This is a genomic window from Bradyrhizobium sp. MI1.4 (genome assembly GCF_055811315.1).
Window position 1 is genome coordinate 147,276 of sequence record NZ_JBVVPP010000008.1, and the last position, 14,602, is coordinate 161,877.

Annotated in this window: 18 protein-coding genes and 1 pseudogene; 10 read left to right on the forward strand and 9 right to left on the reverse strand. The window is 64.4% G+C overall.

The window, feature by feature from the left end; translation table 11 throughout:
* Positions 1 to 163: 163 nt before the first annotated feature.
* Positions 164 to 1,015, forward strand: a complete 852-nt coding sequence (gene sseA / locus AC0L23_RS12255; protein ID WP_085361463.1) for a 3-mercaptopyruvate sulfurtransferase — start codon at positions 164 to 166, stop codon at positions 1,013 to 1,015.
* Positions 1,016 to 1,017: 2 nt separating this feature from the next.
* Here the strand turns inward: sseA and AC0L23_RS12260 are convergent, their stop codons facing one another.
* Positions 1,018 to 1,860, reverse strand: a complete 843-nt coding sequence (locus AC0L23_RS12260) for a hypothetical protein (protein ID WP_085385360.1) — start codon at positions 1,858 to 1,860, stop codon at positions 1,018 to 1,020.
* 321 nt (positions 1,861 to 2,181) lie between these two features.
* On the opposite strand from AC0L23_RS12260, the gene AC0L23_RS12265 reads away from it, so the two are divergent.
* Together AC0L23_RS12265 and AC0L23_RS12270 are read left to right on the forward strand one after the other, a co-directional pair.
* On the forward strand, positions 2,182 to 3,372 hold the full coding sequence (locus tag AC0L23_RS12265) for a L,D-transpeptidase family protein (RefSeq protein ID WP_018454126.1): 1,191 nt from the start codon (positions 2,182 to 2,184) through the stop codon (positions 3,370 to 3,372).
* A 156-nt stretch (positions 3,373 to 3,528) separates the two neighbouring features.
* Complete coding sequence (locus AC0L23_RS12270) at positions 3,529 to 4,497, forward strand: NAD-dependent epimerase/dehydratase family protein (RefSeq protein WP_085385361.1); 969 nt, start codon at positions 3,529 to 3,531, stop codon at positions 4,495 to 4,497.
* 4 nt (positions 4,498 to 4,501) lie between these two features.
* Here the strand turns inward: AC0L23_RS12270 and AC0L23_RS12275 are convergent, their stop codons facing one another.
* Together AC0L23_RS12275 and AC0L23_RS12280 are read right to left on the reverse strand one after the other, a co-directional pair.
* A complete protein-coding gene (locus AC0L23_RS12275) occupies positions 4,502 to 5,464 on the reverse strand; it encodes a D-2-hydroxyacid dehydrogenase family protein (protein WP_085351864.1) in 963 nt (320 codons plus the stop codon).
* Between the two features lie 104 nt (positions 5,465 to 5,568).
* Positions 5,569 to 5,784 carry a hypothetical protein gene (locus AC0L23_RS12280; protein WP_018454129.1) on the reverse strand — a complete coding sequence of 72 codons (216 nt, stop codon included), beginning with the start codon at positions 5,782 to 5,784 and terminating at the stop codon, positions 5,569 to 5,571.
* A gap of 232 nt (positions 5,785 to 6,016) precedes the next feature.
* Between AC0L23_RS12280 and ettA the strand changes: the two genes are divergently transcribed.
* Both ettA and AC0L23_RS12290 read left to right on the forward strand, forming a co-directional pair.
* Positions 6,017 to 7,666 carry an energy-dependent translational throttle protein EttA gene (gene ettA / locus AC0L23_RS12285; RefSeq protein ID WP_018454130.1) on the forward strand — a complete coding sequence of 550 codons (1,650 nt, stop codon included), beginning with the start codon at positions 6,017 to 6,019 and terminating at the stop codon, positions 7,664 to 7,666.
* A gap of 7 nt (positions 7,667 to 7,673) precedes the next feature.
* Positions 7,674 to 8,900: a lytic murein transglycosylase gene (locus AC0L23_RS12290; protein WP_085351863.1), complete on the forward strand. Its 1,227-nt coding sequence runs from the start codon at positions 7,674 to 7,676 to the stop codon at positions 8,898 to 8,900.
* A gap of 100 nt (positions 8,901 to 9,000) precedes the next feature.
* Here the strand turns inward: AC0L23_RS12290 and AC0L23_RS12295 are convergent, their stop codons facing one another.
* Positions 9,001 to 9,285, reverse strand: coding sequence for a hypothetical protein (locus AC0L23_RS12295; protein ID WP_007613695.1), 285 nt, complete (start codon positions 9,283 to 9,285; stop codon positions 9,001 to 9,003).
* A 206-nt stretch (positions 9,286 to 9,491) separates the two neighbouring features.
* The gene (locus AC0L23_RS12300) at positions 9,492 to 9,836 is read right to left on the reverse strand and encodes a hypothetical protein (RefSeq protein WP_085351862.1); all 345 of its coding nucleotides are present in this window, start codon (positions 9,834 to 9,836) and stop codon (positions 9,492 to 9,494) included.
* A gap of 134 nt (positions 9,837 to 9,970) precedes the next feature.
* Between AC0L23_RS12300 and AC0L23_RS12305 the strand changes: the two genes are divergently transcribed.
* The 3 genes from AC0L23_RS12305 to bfr all read left to right on the forward strand — a co-directional run bounded on the left by AC0L23_RS12305 (position 9,971) and on the right by bfr (position 11,314).
* Positions 9,971 to 10,258, forward strand: a complete 288-nt coding sequence (locus AC0L23_RS12305; protein WP_085385362.1) for a hypothetical protein — start codon at positions 9,971 to 9,973, stop codon at positions 10,256 to 10,258.
* A 161-nt stretch (positions 10,259 to 10,419) separates the two neighbouring features.
* Positions 10,420 to 10,692 (forward strand): (2Fe-2S)-binding protein, encoded by a 273-nt coding sequence (locus AC0L23_RS12310; RefSeq protein WP_027570626.1) that lies wholly within the window; start codon positions 10,420 to 10,422, stop codon positions 10,690 to 10,692.
* 133 nt (positions 10,693 to 10,825) lie between these two features.
* Positions 10,826 to 11,314, forward strand: a complete 489-nt coding sequence (gene bfr / locus AC0L23_RS12315; protein WP_018454135.1) for a bacterioferritin — start codon at positions 10,826 to 10,828, stop codon at positions 11,312 to 11,314.
* A gap of 83 nt (positions 11,315 to 11,397) precedes the next feature.
* Here bfr and AC0L23_RS12320 read toward each other — a convergent pair whose 3' ends face one another.
* The 4 genes and pseudogenes from AC0L23_RS12320 to AC0L23_RS12335 all read right to left on the reverse strand — a co-directional run bounded on the left by AC0L23_RS12320 (position 11,398) and on the right by AC0L23_RS12335 (position 13,892).
* Positions 11,398 to 12,000: an MSMEG_1061 family FMN-dependent PPOX-type flavoprotein gene (locus AC0L23_RS12320; RefSeq protein ID WP_026232674.1), complete on the reverse strand. Its 603-nt coding sequence runs from the start codon at positions 11,998 to 12,000 to the stop codon at positions 11,398 to 11,400.
* A 51-nt stretch (positions 12,001 to 12,051) separates the two neighbouring features.
* Positions 12,052 to 12,243: pseudogene (locus tag AC0L23_RS12325) on the reverse strand (hypothetical protein); the annotation flags it as partial.
* A 67-nt stretch (positions 12,244 to 12,310) separates the two neighbouring features.
* Positions 12,311 to 12,655 (reverse strand): hypothetical protein, encoded by a 345-nt coding sequence (locus tag AC0L23_RS12330; protein WP_085351861.1) that lies wholly within the window; start codon positions 12,653 to 12,655, stop codon positions 12,311 to 12,313.
* 145 nt (positions 12,656 to 12,800) lie between these two features.
* Complete coding sequence (locus AC0L23_RS12335; protein WP_085385363.1) at positions 12,801 to 13,892, reverse strand: alpha/beta fold hydrolase; 1,092 nt, start codon at positions 13,890 to 13,892, stop codon at positions 12,801 to 12,803.
* Positions 13,893 to 14,018: 126 nt separating this feature from the next.
* On the opposite strand from AC0L23_RS12335, the gene AC0L23_RS12340 reads away from it, so the two are divergent.
* Positions 14,019 to 14,285: a DUF2277 domain-containing protein gene (locus AC0L23_RS12340; RefSeq protein WP_018454139.1), complete on the forward strand. Its 267-nt coding sequence runs from the start codon at positions 14,019 to 14,021 to the stop codon at positions 14,283 to 14,285.
* A gap of 96 nt (positions 14,286 to 14,381) precedes the next feature.
* On the forward strand, positions 14,382 to 14,597 hold the full coding sequence (locus AC0L23_RS12345; protein ID WP_018454140.1) for a hypothetical protein: 216 nt from the start codon (positions 14,382 to 14,384) through the stop codon (positions 14,595 to 14,597).
* Positions 14,598 to 14,602: the final 5 nt, after the last annotated feature.

The window sequence follows — 14,602 nt, forward strand, 5'->3', positions numbered from 1 at the left end:
ACCGCGGGGGCCTCTCGCCTAATAAAAACTCGCCTCTTTAATACTGGGGCCCCGGGCCCTTGCGCCAATTGGCCCCGGGGCGGGGCCATGACAGCGGAGTTGGATGCGCACTGCTTCAACCTCGCTCACGTTACGCTCGCGCGGAATAATAGAAAGATCTCGCATGCCCACCGATCCCCTCGTCTCTACCGAATGGCTCGCCGCCCACATCAATGACGCCAACGTCAAGGTGCTCGACGCCAGCTTCAAGCTGCCGGGTGTGCTGCCATTGCCGAAGGACGATTATCTCGCCGCGCATCTGCCGGGCGCGGTGTTCTTCGACGTCGATGCGATCTCGGACCATTCCAACCCGCTGCCGCACATGTATCCGAGTGCCGAGCAGTTCGGCCGCGACGTCGGTCATCTCGGCATCTCCAATGCCGACACCGTCGTGATCTATGATGCCGGCGGCTGGGTCGCTGCTCCCCGCGCGTGGTGGATGTTCCTGGCTTTCGGGCACGGCAATGTGCGCATCCTCAATGGCGGCCTGAAGAAGTGGCGCGCCGAGGGGCGTCCGGTCGAGAGTGGCGAGGCGAAGCCGAAGCCTGCGACGTTCACGGCCAGCTACGATTCAAAACGCGTGCGCAGCATGCAGCAATTGATCGCCAACGTCGAAAGCCGTGCCGAGCAGGTGATCGACGCGCGCGCCGCCGACCGGTTCGAGGGCCGGGCGCCGGAGCCGCGCGCAGGCATCCGCTCCGGCCATATCCCGGGCGCGCGCAACGTGCCCTACAATCTCCTGTTCGACGCCGCGACCGGCACGATGAAGCCGCTTGATGATCTCCGCGCTGCCTTTACCAACGCCGGCGTCAGGCTCGATGCGCCGATCGTGACGAGCTGCGGCTCCGGGGTCTCCGCCGGCGTGCTGACATTGGCGCTCTATCGCCTCGGCATCACCGACACCGCGCTCTACGATGGCTCATGGTCGGAATGGGGCCAGGAAAAGGGACCGCCGATCGCAACCGGGCCGGCGTAACCCTACTGACGTGCGCGCGCGGTCGTCGTTGCGGCGAGCGTGGGTTGCGGTTGTCCGAACGGATCGAGTTGCTGAACCGGCGGCGGCGCGCGCCGGACAATGCGGCGGCGCTTCTTGACGCGATGCGCCCGCGGCTTGGTCGCCTTGCTCTCCGGCGACCTGCTGTCGGCCTTAGAGCCGGCCTTGGCCTTCGCCGGCGGACCCTCCCAAGCCGTGGTCGCCGGGTCGTTCAATGCGGCGAACTTCGCGCTCGCCATGTCGAACCTGGACGAAGCCGAGGCTCCGCTGGGGGCGGCAGGTGTTGGTTTGCTCGCGAGAGCGATCGCAACGGGCTTGGCCTCGGCGATGGATGCGCTGGCGTCGGCCGGAGTAAGCGTGTTGCTTGAGGCCTGCACCGCGGCGTCCGTCGTCGTCTCGGCCTTGGTCTCCGCATTGGCCGGTTCGGCCGGGACGTCAGCCGGAGGTGCAACGACCTGCGGCTGACCGTCGGTCTCAGTCGTCAGCGCGACCACTTGTTCGGGCTCGCTCATCGGCAGTGCGATGGTCGGGACTTGATCGCGCAGCGACGGCGTCGGATCGGTGGCCGCTTCCGGCTCGACGCGGAGGACCGCGAGCACCGGCTGGGCCGGCTCGGGAGCTTGTGCAAACACCTGCTCCTGCGGGCCGTTCCGCCAGGAGGGGTTGCTGACATACTGCTCGTGGCTCGCCCGCAGCAGCGCGGCGGCGCCCAGGCCGAATACCAGGATGGAGGCTGACAGCAGGATCGCGGCAAACAGGAAGCGAAAGCCGGGAAGCATCGAGGGATTGCGAATTTCCGCCCCGGCGGTGAAGTGGCCAGGGCCCATGAGCCATCTGAACGCGGTGACGGTACTGCTTGCCGCGTTCGCCACGCGGGGATCGAAGCTCAAAGCGGAGGCGAATCAGGCTGATTCGAACATACCGCAACGATTCCGCGCCGTTCCGTAAAAAACGGAGCCGGCGACTCCGGCGATCTCGGGCGTGGGCTGATTTTCGCCCCGTGATGCAAGGAGGCAACGGTAGTCTTGCGGATCACAAATCGGCAAATCAGGCACAAATCCGCCTGTAATGTCTTGAATGTGCCGCTATCTTCCGTCATCTGGCCGTTAACGGTCCGGACGGGGCCCGGGGACTATACAAGAGCGATGATGATCAAACATTTTCTGACGATATGCGCTGCCGCAACAGTCGCTGCGGCGGGAACCTCGCTCGCACAGGCCCAGAGCTATCCGGTCCAGCAGGCGCCGAGCTATGGCGCGCCGCCGGCCGAATATCGGCCCGGCGACCGCGCGCCGAGTTTCGACGCGCTCGACGATGAAGATGATGCGATGCCGCAGGCAGCGCTGCCGCCGCCCGGTCCGGATCCGCGTTACGGCCGTCCGCCCGGCGCTCCCCCGGTGTATTCCGCCGCGCCGCCGCAGGGTCCGGTGATGTCGCCCGATGATCCGCGTTATGGCCGTCCCGCAGGTGCCCCCGTCTACTCGGCCGCGCCGCCGCAGGGTCCCGTGACGTCGCCCGACGACCCGCGCTACGGCCGCCCTGCCGGCCCGCCCGCGGTGATCTACGCCGATCGTCCGACTCAGGCGCCCGGCAGTGACGGCCTGCGTCCGCCCGAGGCGGTCGGTGGTCCCGCCGCGACCGGAACGGTCCAAGCCGGGCAGCCACCCGTTGGTGCCGACGGTCGGCCGATGGCGATCGCCTCGCTGCCGCCCGAGGAGCAGCCTGACGCTGCTCCGGCGCAGCTGCCGCAGAACCTGCGCCGTCAGGAGGTCTCGCTGGCGACCAAGGAGCCGGCCGGAACACTCATCGTCGATACCCCGAACACCTACCTCTATTACGTGCTGGGCAACGGCCGTGCGATCCGCTACGGCGTCCGCGTTGGCCGGGACGGCTTCACCTGGACCGGCGTGCAGAAGATCACCCGCAAGGCCGAGTGGCCGGATTGGCATCCGCCGACCGAGATGATCGAGCGCCAGCCCTATCTGCCGCGTTTCATGGCCGGCGGTCCCGGCAATCCGCTCGGCGCCCGCGCGATGTATCTCGGCTCGACCGTCTACCGCATTCACGGCACCAACCAGCCCTCGACCATCGGCAAGTTCGTGTCCTCCGGCTGCATCGGCATGCTGAACGAGGACGTCTCCGACCTGTTCGATCGCGTCAAGGTCGGCACCCGCGTGGTCGTGATGCCGGGTGGTCCGTCGCCGGGAACTGCGACCGCATCCGCCGCGCCCGTGCCCGTCGCTGCAGGCCCCGCGCCAATGGCCGCGCAGACCGGTCCGGTCGGAGGCACCCAGCCGACAGTGGTGCCGCCGTTGCCCGCACCCGTCACCGTGCGCTGAATCGGCCTCGCAAGAATTGATCTGATGACGGCGCGTGGCCTTCGGTCACGCGCCGTCATCATTTGACGCATGCGTGCAAGTCTCACTTGCGCATACTTGAACGGCTCCGCACCTCGATTACGTCCGGGAGGATTGCAACGAATTGAGGAGCACAGGATGCGCATCTTTGTTGCGGGCGCGACCGGCGCGGTCGGTCAGTATCTTGTTCCGGCGCTGGTCGCCGCGGGTCATTCGGTGATCGGCACGACACGGAGTGCGGCAAAAACAGACCTTGTGCGGCGATTGGGTGCGGAGACGGTCGTTGCCGACGGCCTCGATGCCGACAGCATGCGCGCTGCGGTGATTGCGGCAAAGCCCAACGCCGTCATCCACCAGATGACAGATCTCGCGGCCGCCACGGACCTCCGGCATTTCGATCGGGCTTTCAAGCGAACCAACGAGCTCCGCACCCGCGGAACCGACATTCTGCTCAACGCCGCGCGCGAGGCCGGCGCCAAGCGCTTCATCGCGCAAAGCTTCTGCGGCTGGACCTTCAGTCGCGCCGGGGGAACGGTCAAGACCGAGACCGATGAACTCGACTCGAATCCACCGCGAGAGCTGCGACGCACGCTTGAGGCAATCCGCTATCTGGAGCGAATCGTCACCGCTTCGACGAAGCCGGAGGGCATCGTGCTGCGCTATGGATTCTTCTATGGACCCGGCACCGGCACGCTCTCGCCGGCGATGATCGACCAGCTGCGCCAGCGGCGTGTGCCGGTGATCGGTGACGGCGGCGGCACGTGGTCGTTCATTCACACCGAAGATGCAGCCTCTGCCACGCTCGCCGCGCTTGAACGCGGACGCACCGGCAGCATCTACAATATCGTCGACGATCATCCGGCGCCGGTGAAGGATTGGTTGCCCGCGCTGGCCGAACTCCTCGGTGCCAAGCCGCCGCGTCACATCCCCGCCTGGCTCGGGCGCCTGCTTGCGGGCGAGCATATGGTTGCGATGATGACGGAGGTGCGTGGAGCCTCCAACGGCAAGGCCAAGCGCGAGCTCGGTTGGCTGCCGGCGCATGCCTCCTGGCGCGACGGCTTTGCCGATGCGGCACGGCAGCCCACCAGCCAGCGCTCGGCGGCCTGAGGCATCAGGCCAGCTTGCGCGGCAGCTCACCGCCCTTGGTGAAAGCGTCGATCGCCTCGACCATCTGGCCGTAATGGATGCGCAAGCCGTCCGCGGTGGCGTAGCCGAGATGCGGCGTCAGGACGAGATTGTCGAGCTTGCGGAAGGGATGGTCCGTCGGCAACGGCTCGACCGAGAACACGTCGATGCCGGCGCCTGCAATCCTCTTCTGCTGCAACGCCTCGAGCAGTGCCTGCTCGTCCACGATCGGCCCGCGCGCGGTGTTGACGAGGAAGGCCGTCGGTTTCATCCGCGCGAGATCGGAAGCCCCGACCAGCCCGCGCGAGCGCTCGCTCAGCACCACATGGATGCTGACGATATCGGCCTTGGTGAACAGCTCCTCCTTGGTGGCATAGCCGACCCCGACGTCCTTGCACTTCTCCGGGGTCAGGTTCGGGCTCCAGGCGATCACGTTCATGCCGAACGCCTTCGCGATATCAGCCATCTTGCTGCCGAGCTTGCCGAGCCCGACGACGCCGAGCGTCAATCCCTCGATCTCGACGCCGGCAAAGGCCTGCCAGGGCTCGCCCGCATGCATGCGCGCGTTCTCGCGGCCGATGCCGCGGGTCAGTTCCAGGATCAGGCCCATGGTGAGGGGCGCGGTCGGATCGCGCGAATATTGCGTGCCGCCGATCGTGACGCCCCGCGCCTTGGCGGCCTCCATGTCGATCGAGGCGTTGCGCATGCCTGACGTCAGCAGGAGCTTCAGCTTCGGCAGGCTTTCGAACAGGCTCTTGGGGAACGCGGTGCGCTCGCGCATCGCGCAGACGATCTCGAAATCGGCCAGCGCGCTCGCCGCGGCCTGCTCGGAGACGAAGGGATGGCTGAACACGGTGACGTCGATGCGGTCGGACAGGCTTTGCCAATCGGCGACGTCGAGGGCGAGGTTGAAATAGTCGTCGAGAATTGCACAGCGCAGCCGCGTCATCAGCGTTCTTCCATGGCGAGAGGTGGAACCAGGCCATGGTTGCGCGCAATCAGGACCGTGCGCAAGCCGTTCGCGTCTTCAAAAATCCAACAGGTGATAAAGGCTCAGAGGTCGCGGGGCTTGAGCCGGAACGGCGCATTCATGCCGTGCTTGGCGCGCCAGGCCGGGCCGGGGCCGCGCATGTAATGCAGTTCGGGCCGGTAGGGGTTGAAAGCGGTGGCAAAGAAGCGCTTCCAGAAGCCCTTGATCTCCGAGGCAAATGCGGAGGCGCTGCCGGCTTCCGCCGGAACGGGAAGGGAGTTGGTCTCGATCATGGCCATGACGCTGTCTCGCTGTGCTCCCGTTCATTCTGAGCGGGTGGCGCTGTTTCCGCGCGAAACCGAGCTTTGGCCTGATTTATTAAAAGATGGTTTCAATTGTCCGGATCGGCGGCGGGATGGTGTCCGTCCCGTATTCATCCGTGGTGAACGGAGGGAAAACATTGCCCTTTCGGGGCGGGATCGCTACATCGGCGGCAAGCAAATTTCCTCAAATCGAAGGTTTTCGGGACCGATGGCGCGCCAGTTCATCTATTTCATGCAGGGCCTGACCAAGAGCTACCCGACCCGGAAGGTGCTCGATAACATCCATCTGAGCTTCTACCCGGACGCCAAGATCGGCGTGCTCGGTGTCAATGGCTCGGGCAAGTCGACGCTGCTCAAAATCATGGCCGGCCTCGACAAGGAGTACAACGGCGAGGCCTGGGTCGCCCAGGGCGCCCGCGTCGGCTATCTCGAGCAGGAGCCGCATCTCGATCCGGCATTGAGCGTGCGCGAGAACGTCATGCTGGGCGTCGCCAAGCAGAAGGCCATCCTCGATCGCTACAACGAGCTGGCGATGAACTACTCCGAGGAGACCGCCGACGAGATGACCAAGCTGCAGGACGAGATCGAGGCCCAGGGCCTCTGGGATCTCGACAGCAAGGTCGACCAGGCCATGGACGCGCTGCGCTGTCCGCCCGACGATGCCGACGTGTCGAAACTCTCCGGCGGTGAGCGCCGCCGCGTCGCGCTCTGCAAGCTGCTGCTCGACCAGCCCGAGCTTCTGCTGCTGGACGAACCGACCAACCATCTCGACGCGGAGTCGGTGTCGTGGCTGGAAGGCCATCTGCGCAACTATCCCGGCGCGATCCTGATCGTCACCCATGACCGCTACTTCCTCGACAACGTCACGAGCTGGATTCTCGAGCTCGATCGCGGCAAGGGCATTCCCTACGAGGGCAATTACTCGTCCTGGCTGCAGCAGAAGCAGAAGCGGCTCGAGCAGGAGGGCCGCGAGGACGCTGCGCATCAGAAGACGCTGGCCCGAGAGCAGGAATGGATCGCGTCCTCGCCGAAAGCCCGCCAGGCCAAGTCCAAGGCGCGCTATCAGCGCTATGACGAACTGCTGAAACAGGCGAGCGAAAAGCAGACACAGACCGCGCAAATCACGATTCCGGTGGCCGAGCGACTCGGTCAGAACGTGGTCGACTTCGAAGGGCTCAGCAAAGGTTTCGGCGATCGCATGCTGATCGACGATCTCACTTTCAAGCTGCCGCCCGGCGGTATCGTCGGCGTGATCGGCGCCAACGGCGCCGGCAAGACCACGCTGTTCAGGATGATCACCAAGCAGGAGGAGCCGGACAAGGGCACCATCACGATCGGCGAGAGCGTTCATCTTGGTTACGTCGACCAGTCGCGCGACGCGCTCGATGGCAGCAAGAACGTGTGGGAGGAGATCTCCGGCGGCAACGAGCTGATCCTGCTCGGCAAGAGGGAAGTCAATTCACGCGGCTATTGTTCGTCGTTCAACTTCAAGGGCGCCGACCAGCAGAAGAAAGTCGGCGCGCTCTCCGGCGGTGAACGCAACCGCGTGCACCTTGCGAAAATGCTGAAATCCGGCGCCAACGTTCTGCTGCTCGACGAGCCGACCAACGACCTCGACGTCGACACCCTGCGTGCGCTCGAAGAGGCGCTGGAGGATTTCGCCGGCTGCGCCGTCATCATCAGCCATGATCGCTGGTTCCTCGACCGCATCGCGACCCACATCCTGGCCTTCGAAGGCGACAGCCATGTCGAATGGTTCGAGGGCAACTTCCAGGACTACGAGAAGGACAAGATGCGCCGGCTCGGCCAGGACAGCATCATCCCGCACCGCGTGAAGTACAAGAAGCTGACGCGGTGATCTCAAAATGATGCGGCGGGTGCTGATAGCTGCGGTGATCGCTATCACCTGCGGCCTGTCGCCCGCGGGCGCTGCCGACGCCGCCTTCGCGCAGTTCATCGCCTCGCTGTGGCCGGAGGCGGAGGCCGCCGGCGTGTCGCGCGCGACGTTCGAGCGAGAGACGCGCGGGCTCGAGCCGGACTACAAGCTGCCGGATCTGATCCTGCCGGGGCGTCCCGCAACGGGGGCGCCGTCACAGGCCGAGTTCGTGCAGGTGCCGGCCGACTATGTCAGGGAAGCCTCGATCGCGCGGCTTGCGGGCGAGGGGCAGCGGTTGCTGCAAAAATATCGCCCCGCGCTGACCGAGATCGAGAAAAACTCCGGCGTGCCTGCTACCGTGATGCTGGCGATCTGGGGCCGCGAGACCGACTATGGCCGCTATACGCTGCCTTACGATCTCGTCCGCGTGCTGGCGACGCAGGCCTATGTCGGCCGCCGCAAGGACAGCTATCGCAACGAGTTCATCCTCTCGCTGAAAATTCTCGGTGACGGCGTAGTGACACGCAAGGACATGCGCTCGTCCTGGGCCGGTGCGACCGGGCTCACGCAATTCCTGCCGTCCGAATATTACAAGCATGGCGTCGATTTCGACCGCGACGGCCGCATCGACATCTGGCACTCGGTGCCGGATGCGCTGGCCTCCGCCGCGCAGCAGCTCGTCAACAAGGGCTGGCAGAGCGGTGTACGCTGGGCCTACGAGGTGCAGGCACCGGCCAAAGTCGATTGCACCGCCGGCGTGCCCGAGGTGACGAAGCCGATCGGCCAATGGCTGCGCGAAGGCTTTGTACCGGTGCGTGGACAAAAGCTCACTGCCGCCGAGCAGGCACAGCCGGCCTCCCTGCTGCAGCCTGAAGGCATCTACGGCCCGTCCTTCCTGACCACGAAGAACTACTTCGTGATCAAGGAATACAATTTTTCCGACCTCTACGTGCTGTTCGTCGGACATCTCGCCGACCGCATGACGAGCCCGCAACCGTTCGCGACCCCATGGTCTGCCTCGAAGCAATTGCGGACCAAGGACGTCGAGGCGATGCAGCGGGGGCTCACGCGCGTCGGGCTCTACAAGGACAAGATCGACGGCAAGGCGGGCATGCAGACGCGCGCTGCGCTCGGCGCCTACCAGAAGTCGGCAGGCCTCAAGGTCGATTGCTGGCCGAGCGAAGAGGTGCTGCGCTCGATCCAGGCGGCGCGATAGGTGCGCAGGGCTGATAACGCAGGGTTGGCAAAAGAAAAAGCCCGGCCGAGGTGCTCGGCCGGGCTTCGATCGCGGCGCTCATGAGCGCCATGCGATCAGATCAGTAGCAAACGCGAACCGGGCGGACGGTCCAGCCGTAGCCATCCCAGTAGCGCTGGCGCTGCCAGTAGCAGGGCGGGGGCGGCGGGCCGGGCTCGGCCACATAAACCGGTCCACCATAGGCGGGACGGCTCGATGCGATGGCGCCGCCGACGATCGCGCCGCCGATCAGGCCGGCTGCGATGCCGACGCCGACCCCGTCATGGGCCTGGGCGGACGGCGTGGCGGTCACCAGCGAACCGGCGATCGTCGCAACCGTGAGGGCGGCAACTAAAGTCTTCTTCATACTCTTGGCTCTCCTGAGAGATGGATGCTCCTTGTTAGGAGCGCCCGGGGTTCAAAGGTTCACGCAGACTCTGATGGAATTGGCCTTGCAGCTAGGAAGCGCGCAAATGGTCAATCCGCGGTAAACGCACACGGAGCTGTGACGAGAAAAAGCGGTCTTTTTCAGGCCCCTAAATGAACGGCGCATCTGGACCGGTTGGGGCGACTTCAGCTACAGACTCTGGCGCGGCGGACGCGCCAGGCATAACCGTCCCAGAAGCGCTGCTTCTGCCAGACGCAGCCGTTGCCGTAATAGTCGTCCGCGACGTAGCCCGGGCCCGGCGCATAGTAGCGCGGCGGATAGTAGCCGGCGCCATATCCGGGACCATATGCGTAGCCCGGGCCAGGGCCTGGCCCGTAATAATACGGAGAGGCCAGCGCCCCACCGACAATGGCGCCGCCGATGATTCCGGCTGCCACACCCGCGGCGACGCCGCGTTGCGCCTGGGCTGGTGTAATGGCGCTAAGGGCCACAGCGGCGACGGCAGCAATTGCCAGGAGCGACTTCTTCATTGGCTGACCTTTCGAGCAAACACGCGGGAACTCTTTGAGGGTAAAGTTCCATGCTTCGTTTGAATGATCAATGAACGGCACCTTTGACGGGGACGACCAATTACCGTGGACCGCAGCTCTGCCAGGGGAGGGCGATGATCGGTAGCGCGATGATAAATGCATTGATCGCTGCCGGGATCGTCTCCGCGATCGGCTACGGCTGGATCACCCATCTCCAGAACCGCGGCCAGCGGCGCTCCCGCGCCGGGGCCAGCGGCAATAGCGGTGGCGACACCTCCGCGGGCACGAGCGACGGCTTCTCATTGGGGAGCTGGTTTTCCAGCGATAGTTCCAGCAGCTCGACCGACGGCGGCAGCTGTTCCAGCAGCGATGGCGGCAGTAGTGGCGGAGATTGCGGGGGCGGCGATGGTGGAGGCGACTAGATCCGCCGCAATCTTGATCCAGAGCAAGGCCCTGTTTTAGAGCCGTTCTAGGCTGTTTGCGGGCTAGTTTGGAATAGCTTCAAATTCCGCTTTTTCCTTTTGCATCCGGCCGGCCCCTTAAATATCGATGATGGCGCATCACCAAAGGGCCTGCCGCTTCCATGATCGTTTGTTCCTGTAACGTGCTGAGCGATGACGACATCCGCGCCGCCGTCGCCGAGTCCGACGACGCCGTGCGCCATGCCAAGCAGGTCTATGGATGTCTCGGCTGTAGCGCCGAATGCGGCCGCTGCGCCCGGACGATCAAGACCATTATCGATGAAGCGCTCGGCCCCTGTGCCTCGTCCTGCTGCTCCGGCTGCCCGCACAACCACACTGTGGCTGCCAATGACGAGACGGCCCAGCCGGCCGAGTTCGCCCTCGCGGCCTGCTGAAATCTTCCGCAACCCTTACTGAGCTTTTCCCCGGCTGCGTCTCCGTAGCCGGTTGCCCCAGTCTTCAAACTCATTTAGAAGCGTTCTAAATTCGGTTTACGGCCGATTTGGACTGCAAGAGCTGGAGTGAACCATGCAGGGCGACGCAAAAGTTATCGACTATCTCAACAAGGCGCTGCGTCACGAGCTGACTGCGATCAACCAGTACTGGCTGCACTACCGGTTCCTCGACAATTGGGGCCTGCGGGACATGTCCAAGGTCTGGCGCAAGGAGTCCATCGAGGAGATGGAGCACGCCGATAAGCTCACCGAGCGAATCCTGTTCTTCGACGGCTTCCCGAACATGCAGGTGCTCGATCCCTTGCGCATCGGCCAGAACGTCAAGGAGATCATCGAGTGCGATCTCGCCGCCGAGATGAGCGCGCGGGCGCTCTATCAGGAAGCGGCGACCTACTGCCACAGCGTCAAGGACTACGTGACGCGTGATCTGTTCGAGAAGCTGATGAGCGACGAGGAGCACCACATCGACTTCCTCGAGACCCAGCTCGACCTGATCGGCCGCATCGGCCTCGAACTCTACACCCAGAAGCACGTTGGCGGGCTCGAGGGGGACGGGCATTAGTTCGGCGCGTTAGCGATGGCACAACTCCGTATCGGCCTGATGCGCGATTGCGCACCAGGCCGGGACGACAGCCTGGACGCCAGCTACAACTGCGTCTTGTAGAGCTCTTCCACGATCTCCTGACTCTGCGGCTCACCAAGGCCGGTCTGCTCGTGGACCACCTCGACGATGCTCGGCATCACCGAGCGGGGCACCTTCTCGGACGACCAAAGCTTCGAGCGCATCAGTGCCTTGCCGCAGTGGAAATAGACTTCGCTGACGGCGACGTTCAGCACCGCGCGCGGCGACTTGCCAAACTCCACCATCGAGGCGAGCAGGTCCGGATCGGCGGACAGCGAGCCGCGGCCGCCGACGCGCAGCGTCTCGTCGATGCCGGGGACGAAGAACAACAGATGCACGAAGCCCGAGCCCTCGACGACATTTCGAAAACTGTCGATCCGGTTGTTGCCGGAGCGATCAGGCATCAGCAGCTGGTTGGGGCCGGCGACGTGGACGAAGCCAACGCCGCCGCCGCGTGGTGAGGCATCGACGCTGCCGTCCGCTCCCGATGTCGCGAGCACGCAGAACGGCGACATCTCGATGAATTTCTTCGCATGCGTGTCGATTGCGGGGCGCGCTTTCGCGATCACGCGCGGGCTCGGCTGGGCATAGATGGTGGCGAGGTCTTCGGCGCAAAGATCAGTCACGAAGGTCTCCCTGGTGGAATGCCCCGAGAATATCATCTCTCGGCCCGATCGCTATCCCCCTTTGTCACGCCGCCGCGTCCAGTCGATCACGCCAGCGCAGTTCAGAGCCCACCAGATCAGGACTGGCTGCAGCGCCAGCCGCGGCCCGTGATAGAGCCAGCTGTTGGAGATGGGTGGAAGGTCGATGCCCTCCAGGACCTGCTTGATGCTTGCCGCCCACACGCAAGGCGGATAGAGCGCGAGCTCGCGTTCTGTCGTTCACAGGAGCTATCGGCCGAGCTAGCACGCGCCGCGTCGAGGCGCTATCGCGCTACACCGCATCCGCCGGCACGAAGCAACTGATGATGATGGCGCCGCGGTGACGGACGTACCACACCACGGCCTGGCCGACCGGATTGCCGCGGTCGCGGATGATGGCGCGCTCGGGCACCTCCATCCATTGTCCCTCGATCGGCACCCAATAGGCACCGCTGCGCACGTCGTACTCCGTGCGATGGCCGTCGGAGACGTCACAGCATGGCACGCCGTTCGGTGCGATCACGCTCTTGAACCAGGCGCGGATGTCGGGCGGGACGTGATCATATTGCCCGTTGTCGAACGCGAACGCGGCGCCCGTCAGTGCGGCCAGCCAAACGCACAGTGCGAGCCTGTGCATGCGATCCTCCTCATCGCGTGTCGTGCCGTTGGCGCGCGATTATCCCGCGCGTCGATTCGGACATCGACGCAATTAAGCCCGAGCCGTCAGCGTAATGCATGCTCAAATAATATGCGGGCTAGACGGCCGTTGATGCGATGCAAAATCAGCGGCGCGCAGATTCGATCGTTTGCTGCGGCGCGGCTTGCAGAAATTGCTGGACCTGCTCGCTGTAGAATTTGGCGTTTCCGGTGGTGCCGTGGCCGCGCGTCTCGGTGCTTGCCGGAATGAGATACAGTTTGCTGTTCTTGACCCGCGTCATCGCAGCGTGCGTGATGCCGGTCTCAGGCGGGTTGCGTTCGTCGTCGGCTGAATTGATCAGCAGCAGCGGCGCTTCGATGGCCTCCAGCTTCTCGCCGGCATTGTAGTTATGCGAAGACTCCCACTGGTAGACGAAGTCGTTGGCATCTGCCGTGATCGGCATGGCCAGCCGCTCGTCGACGATCTTGTCGGCCTTCGCCGCCGTCGGCGCCTGCGATTGATAGGCCAGCGTTCCACCGATGCTCGCGATGCCGTAGGCGGTGATGGCGTATTTCATCATGCGCGGCTGGCTGGTGTAATTCCCGCCGTTGTAGTCGGGGTCGCTGCGGATGGTGTCGAGCATGATCCGCCGCAGCATCCAGTTTCGGGATGCCATCTCGGTCGGCTGCGAGGCCATCGGGATCAGCGCGTCCATCGCCTTCGGATATTTCTCGCCCCACAACCAGGTGTGCATGCCGCCCATCGAATTGCCGATGACGAGCCGCAGATGCTTGACCCCGAGCCCTTCCGTCACCAGGCGATACTGAGCTTCGACCATGTCGTCGTAATCGTATTTCGGGAAGCTCGTCTTCATCCCGTCGGACGGTTTTGACGATTTGCCATGGCCGATGTTGTCGGGGATGATGATGTAATATTTGGAGGCATCCAGTGGCTGCCCCGCGCCGAACAGCTCGCCGCCGAAGGCCGGCGACAGCATGCTCGCGCCCGAGCCGCCGGTGCCGTGCAGCACAAGGACCGGCTGGCCGCTCGGCTCCCCCACGGTGGTGTAGTGCAGCTTCAGCTCCGGCATGGTCTCGCCGGTGTGGAACTTGAAATCCTTGGCGATCCAGTCGCCCTGCTTCGGCGCCGGATAATCGGCCGCCCATGCGGACGTCGAGATGGCCGCCAACGAGACGGACAACAGGATGGCTGACAGCGCCGCGCAGGAAGCTTTCATGTCTATTTCCCCCGTGCGGCTCTGGTCGGCGGCCGCGTTGCGGCGGAACTTAGCAGAACTGTGCGGAAGGATGTAGGATTTCGTTTTCGCCGGTCGTCCTTTGGGGGAAAGGTCAGGAGAGACTGCATGTGCCGCAACATCAAGACGCTGTTCAACTTCGAGCCGGAGGCGACCGAGGATGAGATCCACGCCAGCGCGCTCCAGTTCGTTCGAAAACTGTCCGGCTTCAACAAGCCGTCGCAGGCCAACGAGGCGGCCTTCGATCGTGCGGTGGCGGAGGTCTCGGAGGCTGCGCGAAAACTCCTGACGTCGCTGCACACCCATGCGCCGGCGCGTGATCGTGAGGTCGAAGCGGAAAAGGCCAAGGAACGTTCGCGGCTGCGGTTCGGTTAGGCGGCTCGAAGGTCCGTTCCGTGACCTGCCTCACGGTGACAACGGTCTCAGCGCGCGATGATGTTCGCCGGGCTTTTGACACCCCGGAGCACGACCATGAGCCGCCCCCTTCTTCCGCTGAAAGCAGGTGCCATCGTTTTCACGTTGCTGTGGACCGCGTGGATGACGTGGTGGAGCGGCTCGTTCTCGAGCGCGAACGTCGTGATCCTGGCCTTGTGCGGCGCAGCGGTCGGCTATCTCTGGTACCGCGCCATGCGCTGGCAGTTCGAGCGCATGGGCATGCTGCCGCGACGCGAGAATGGGACGAAATAGATTCG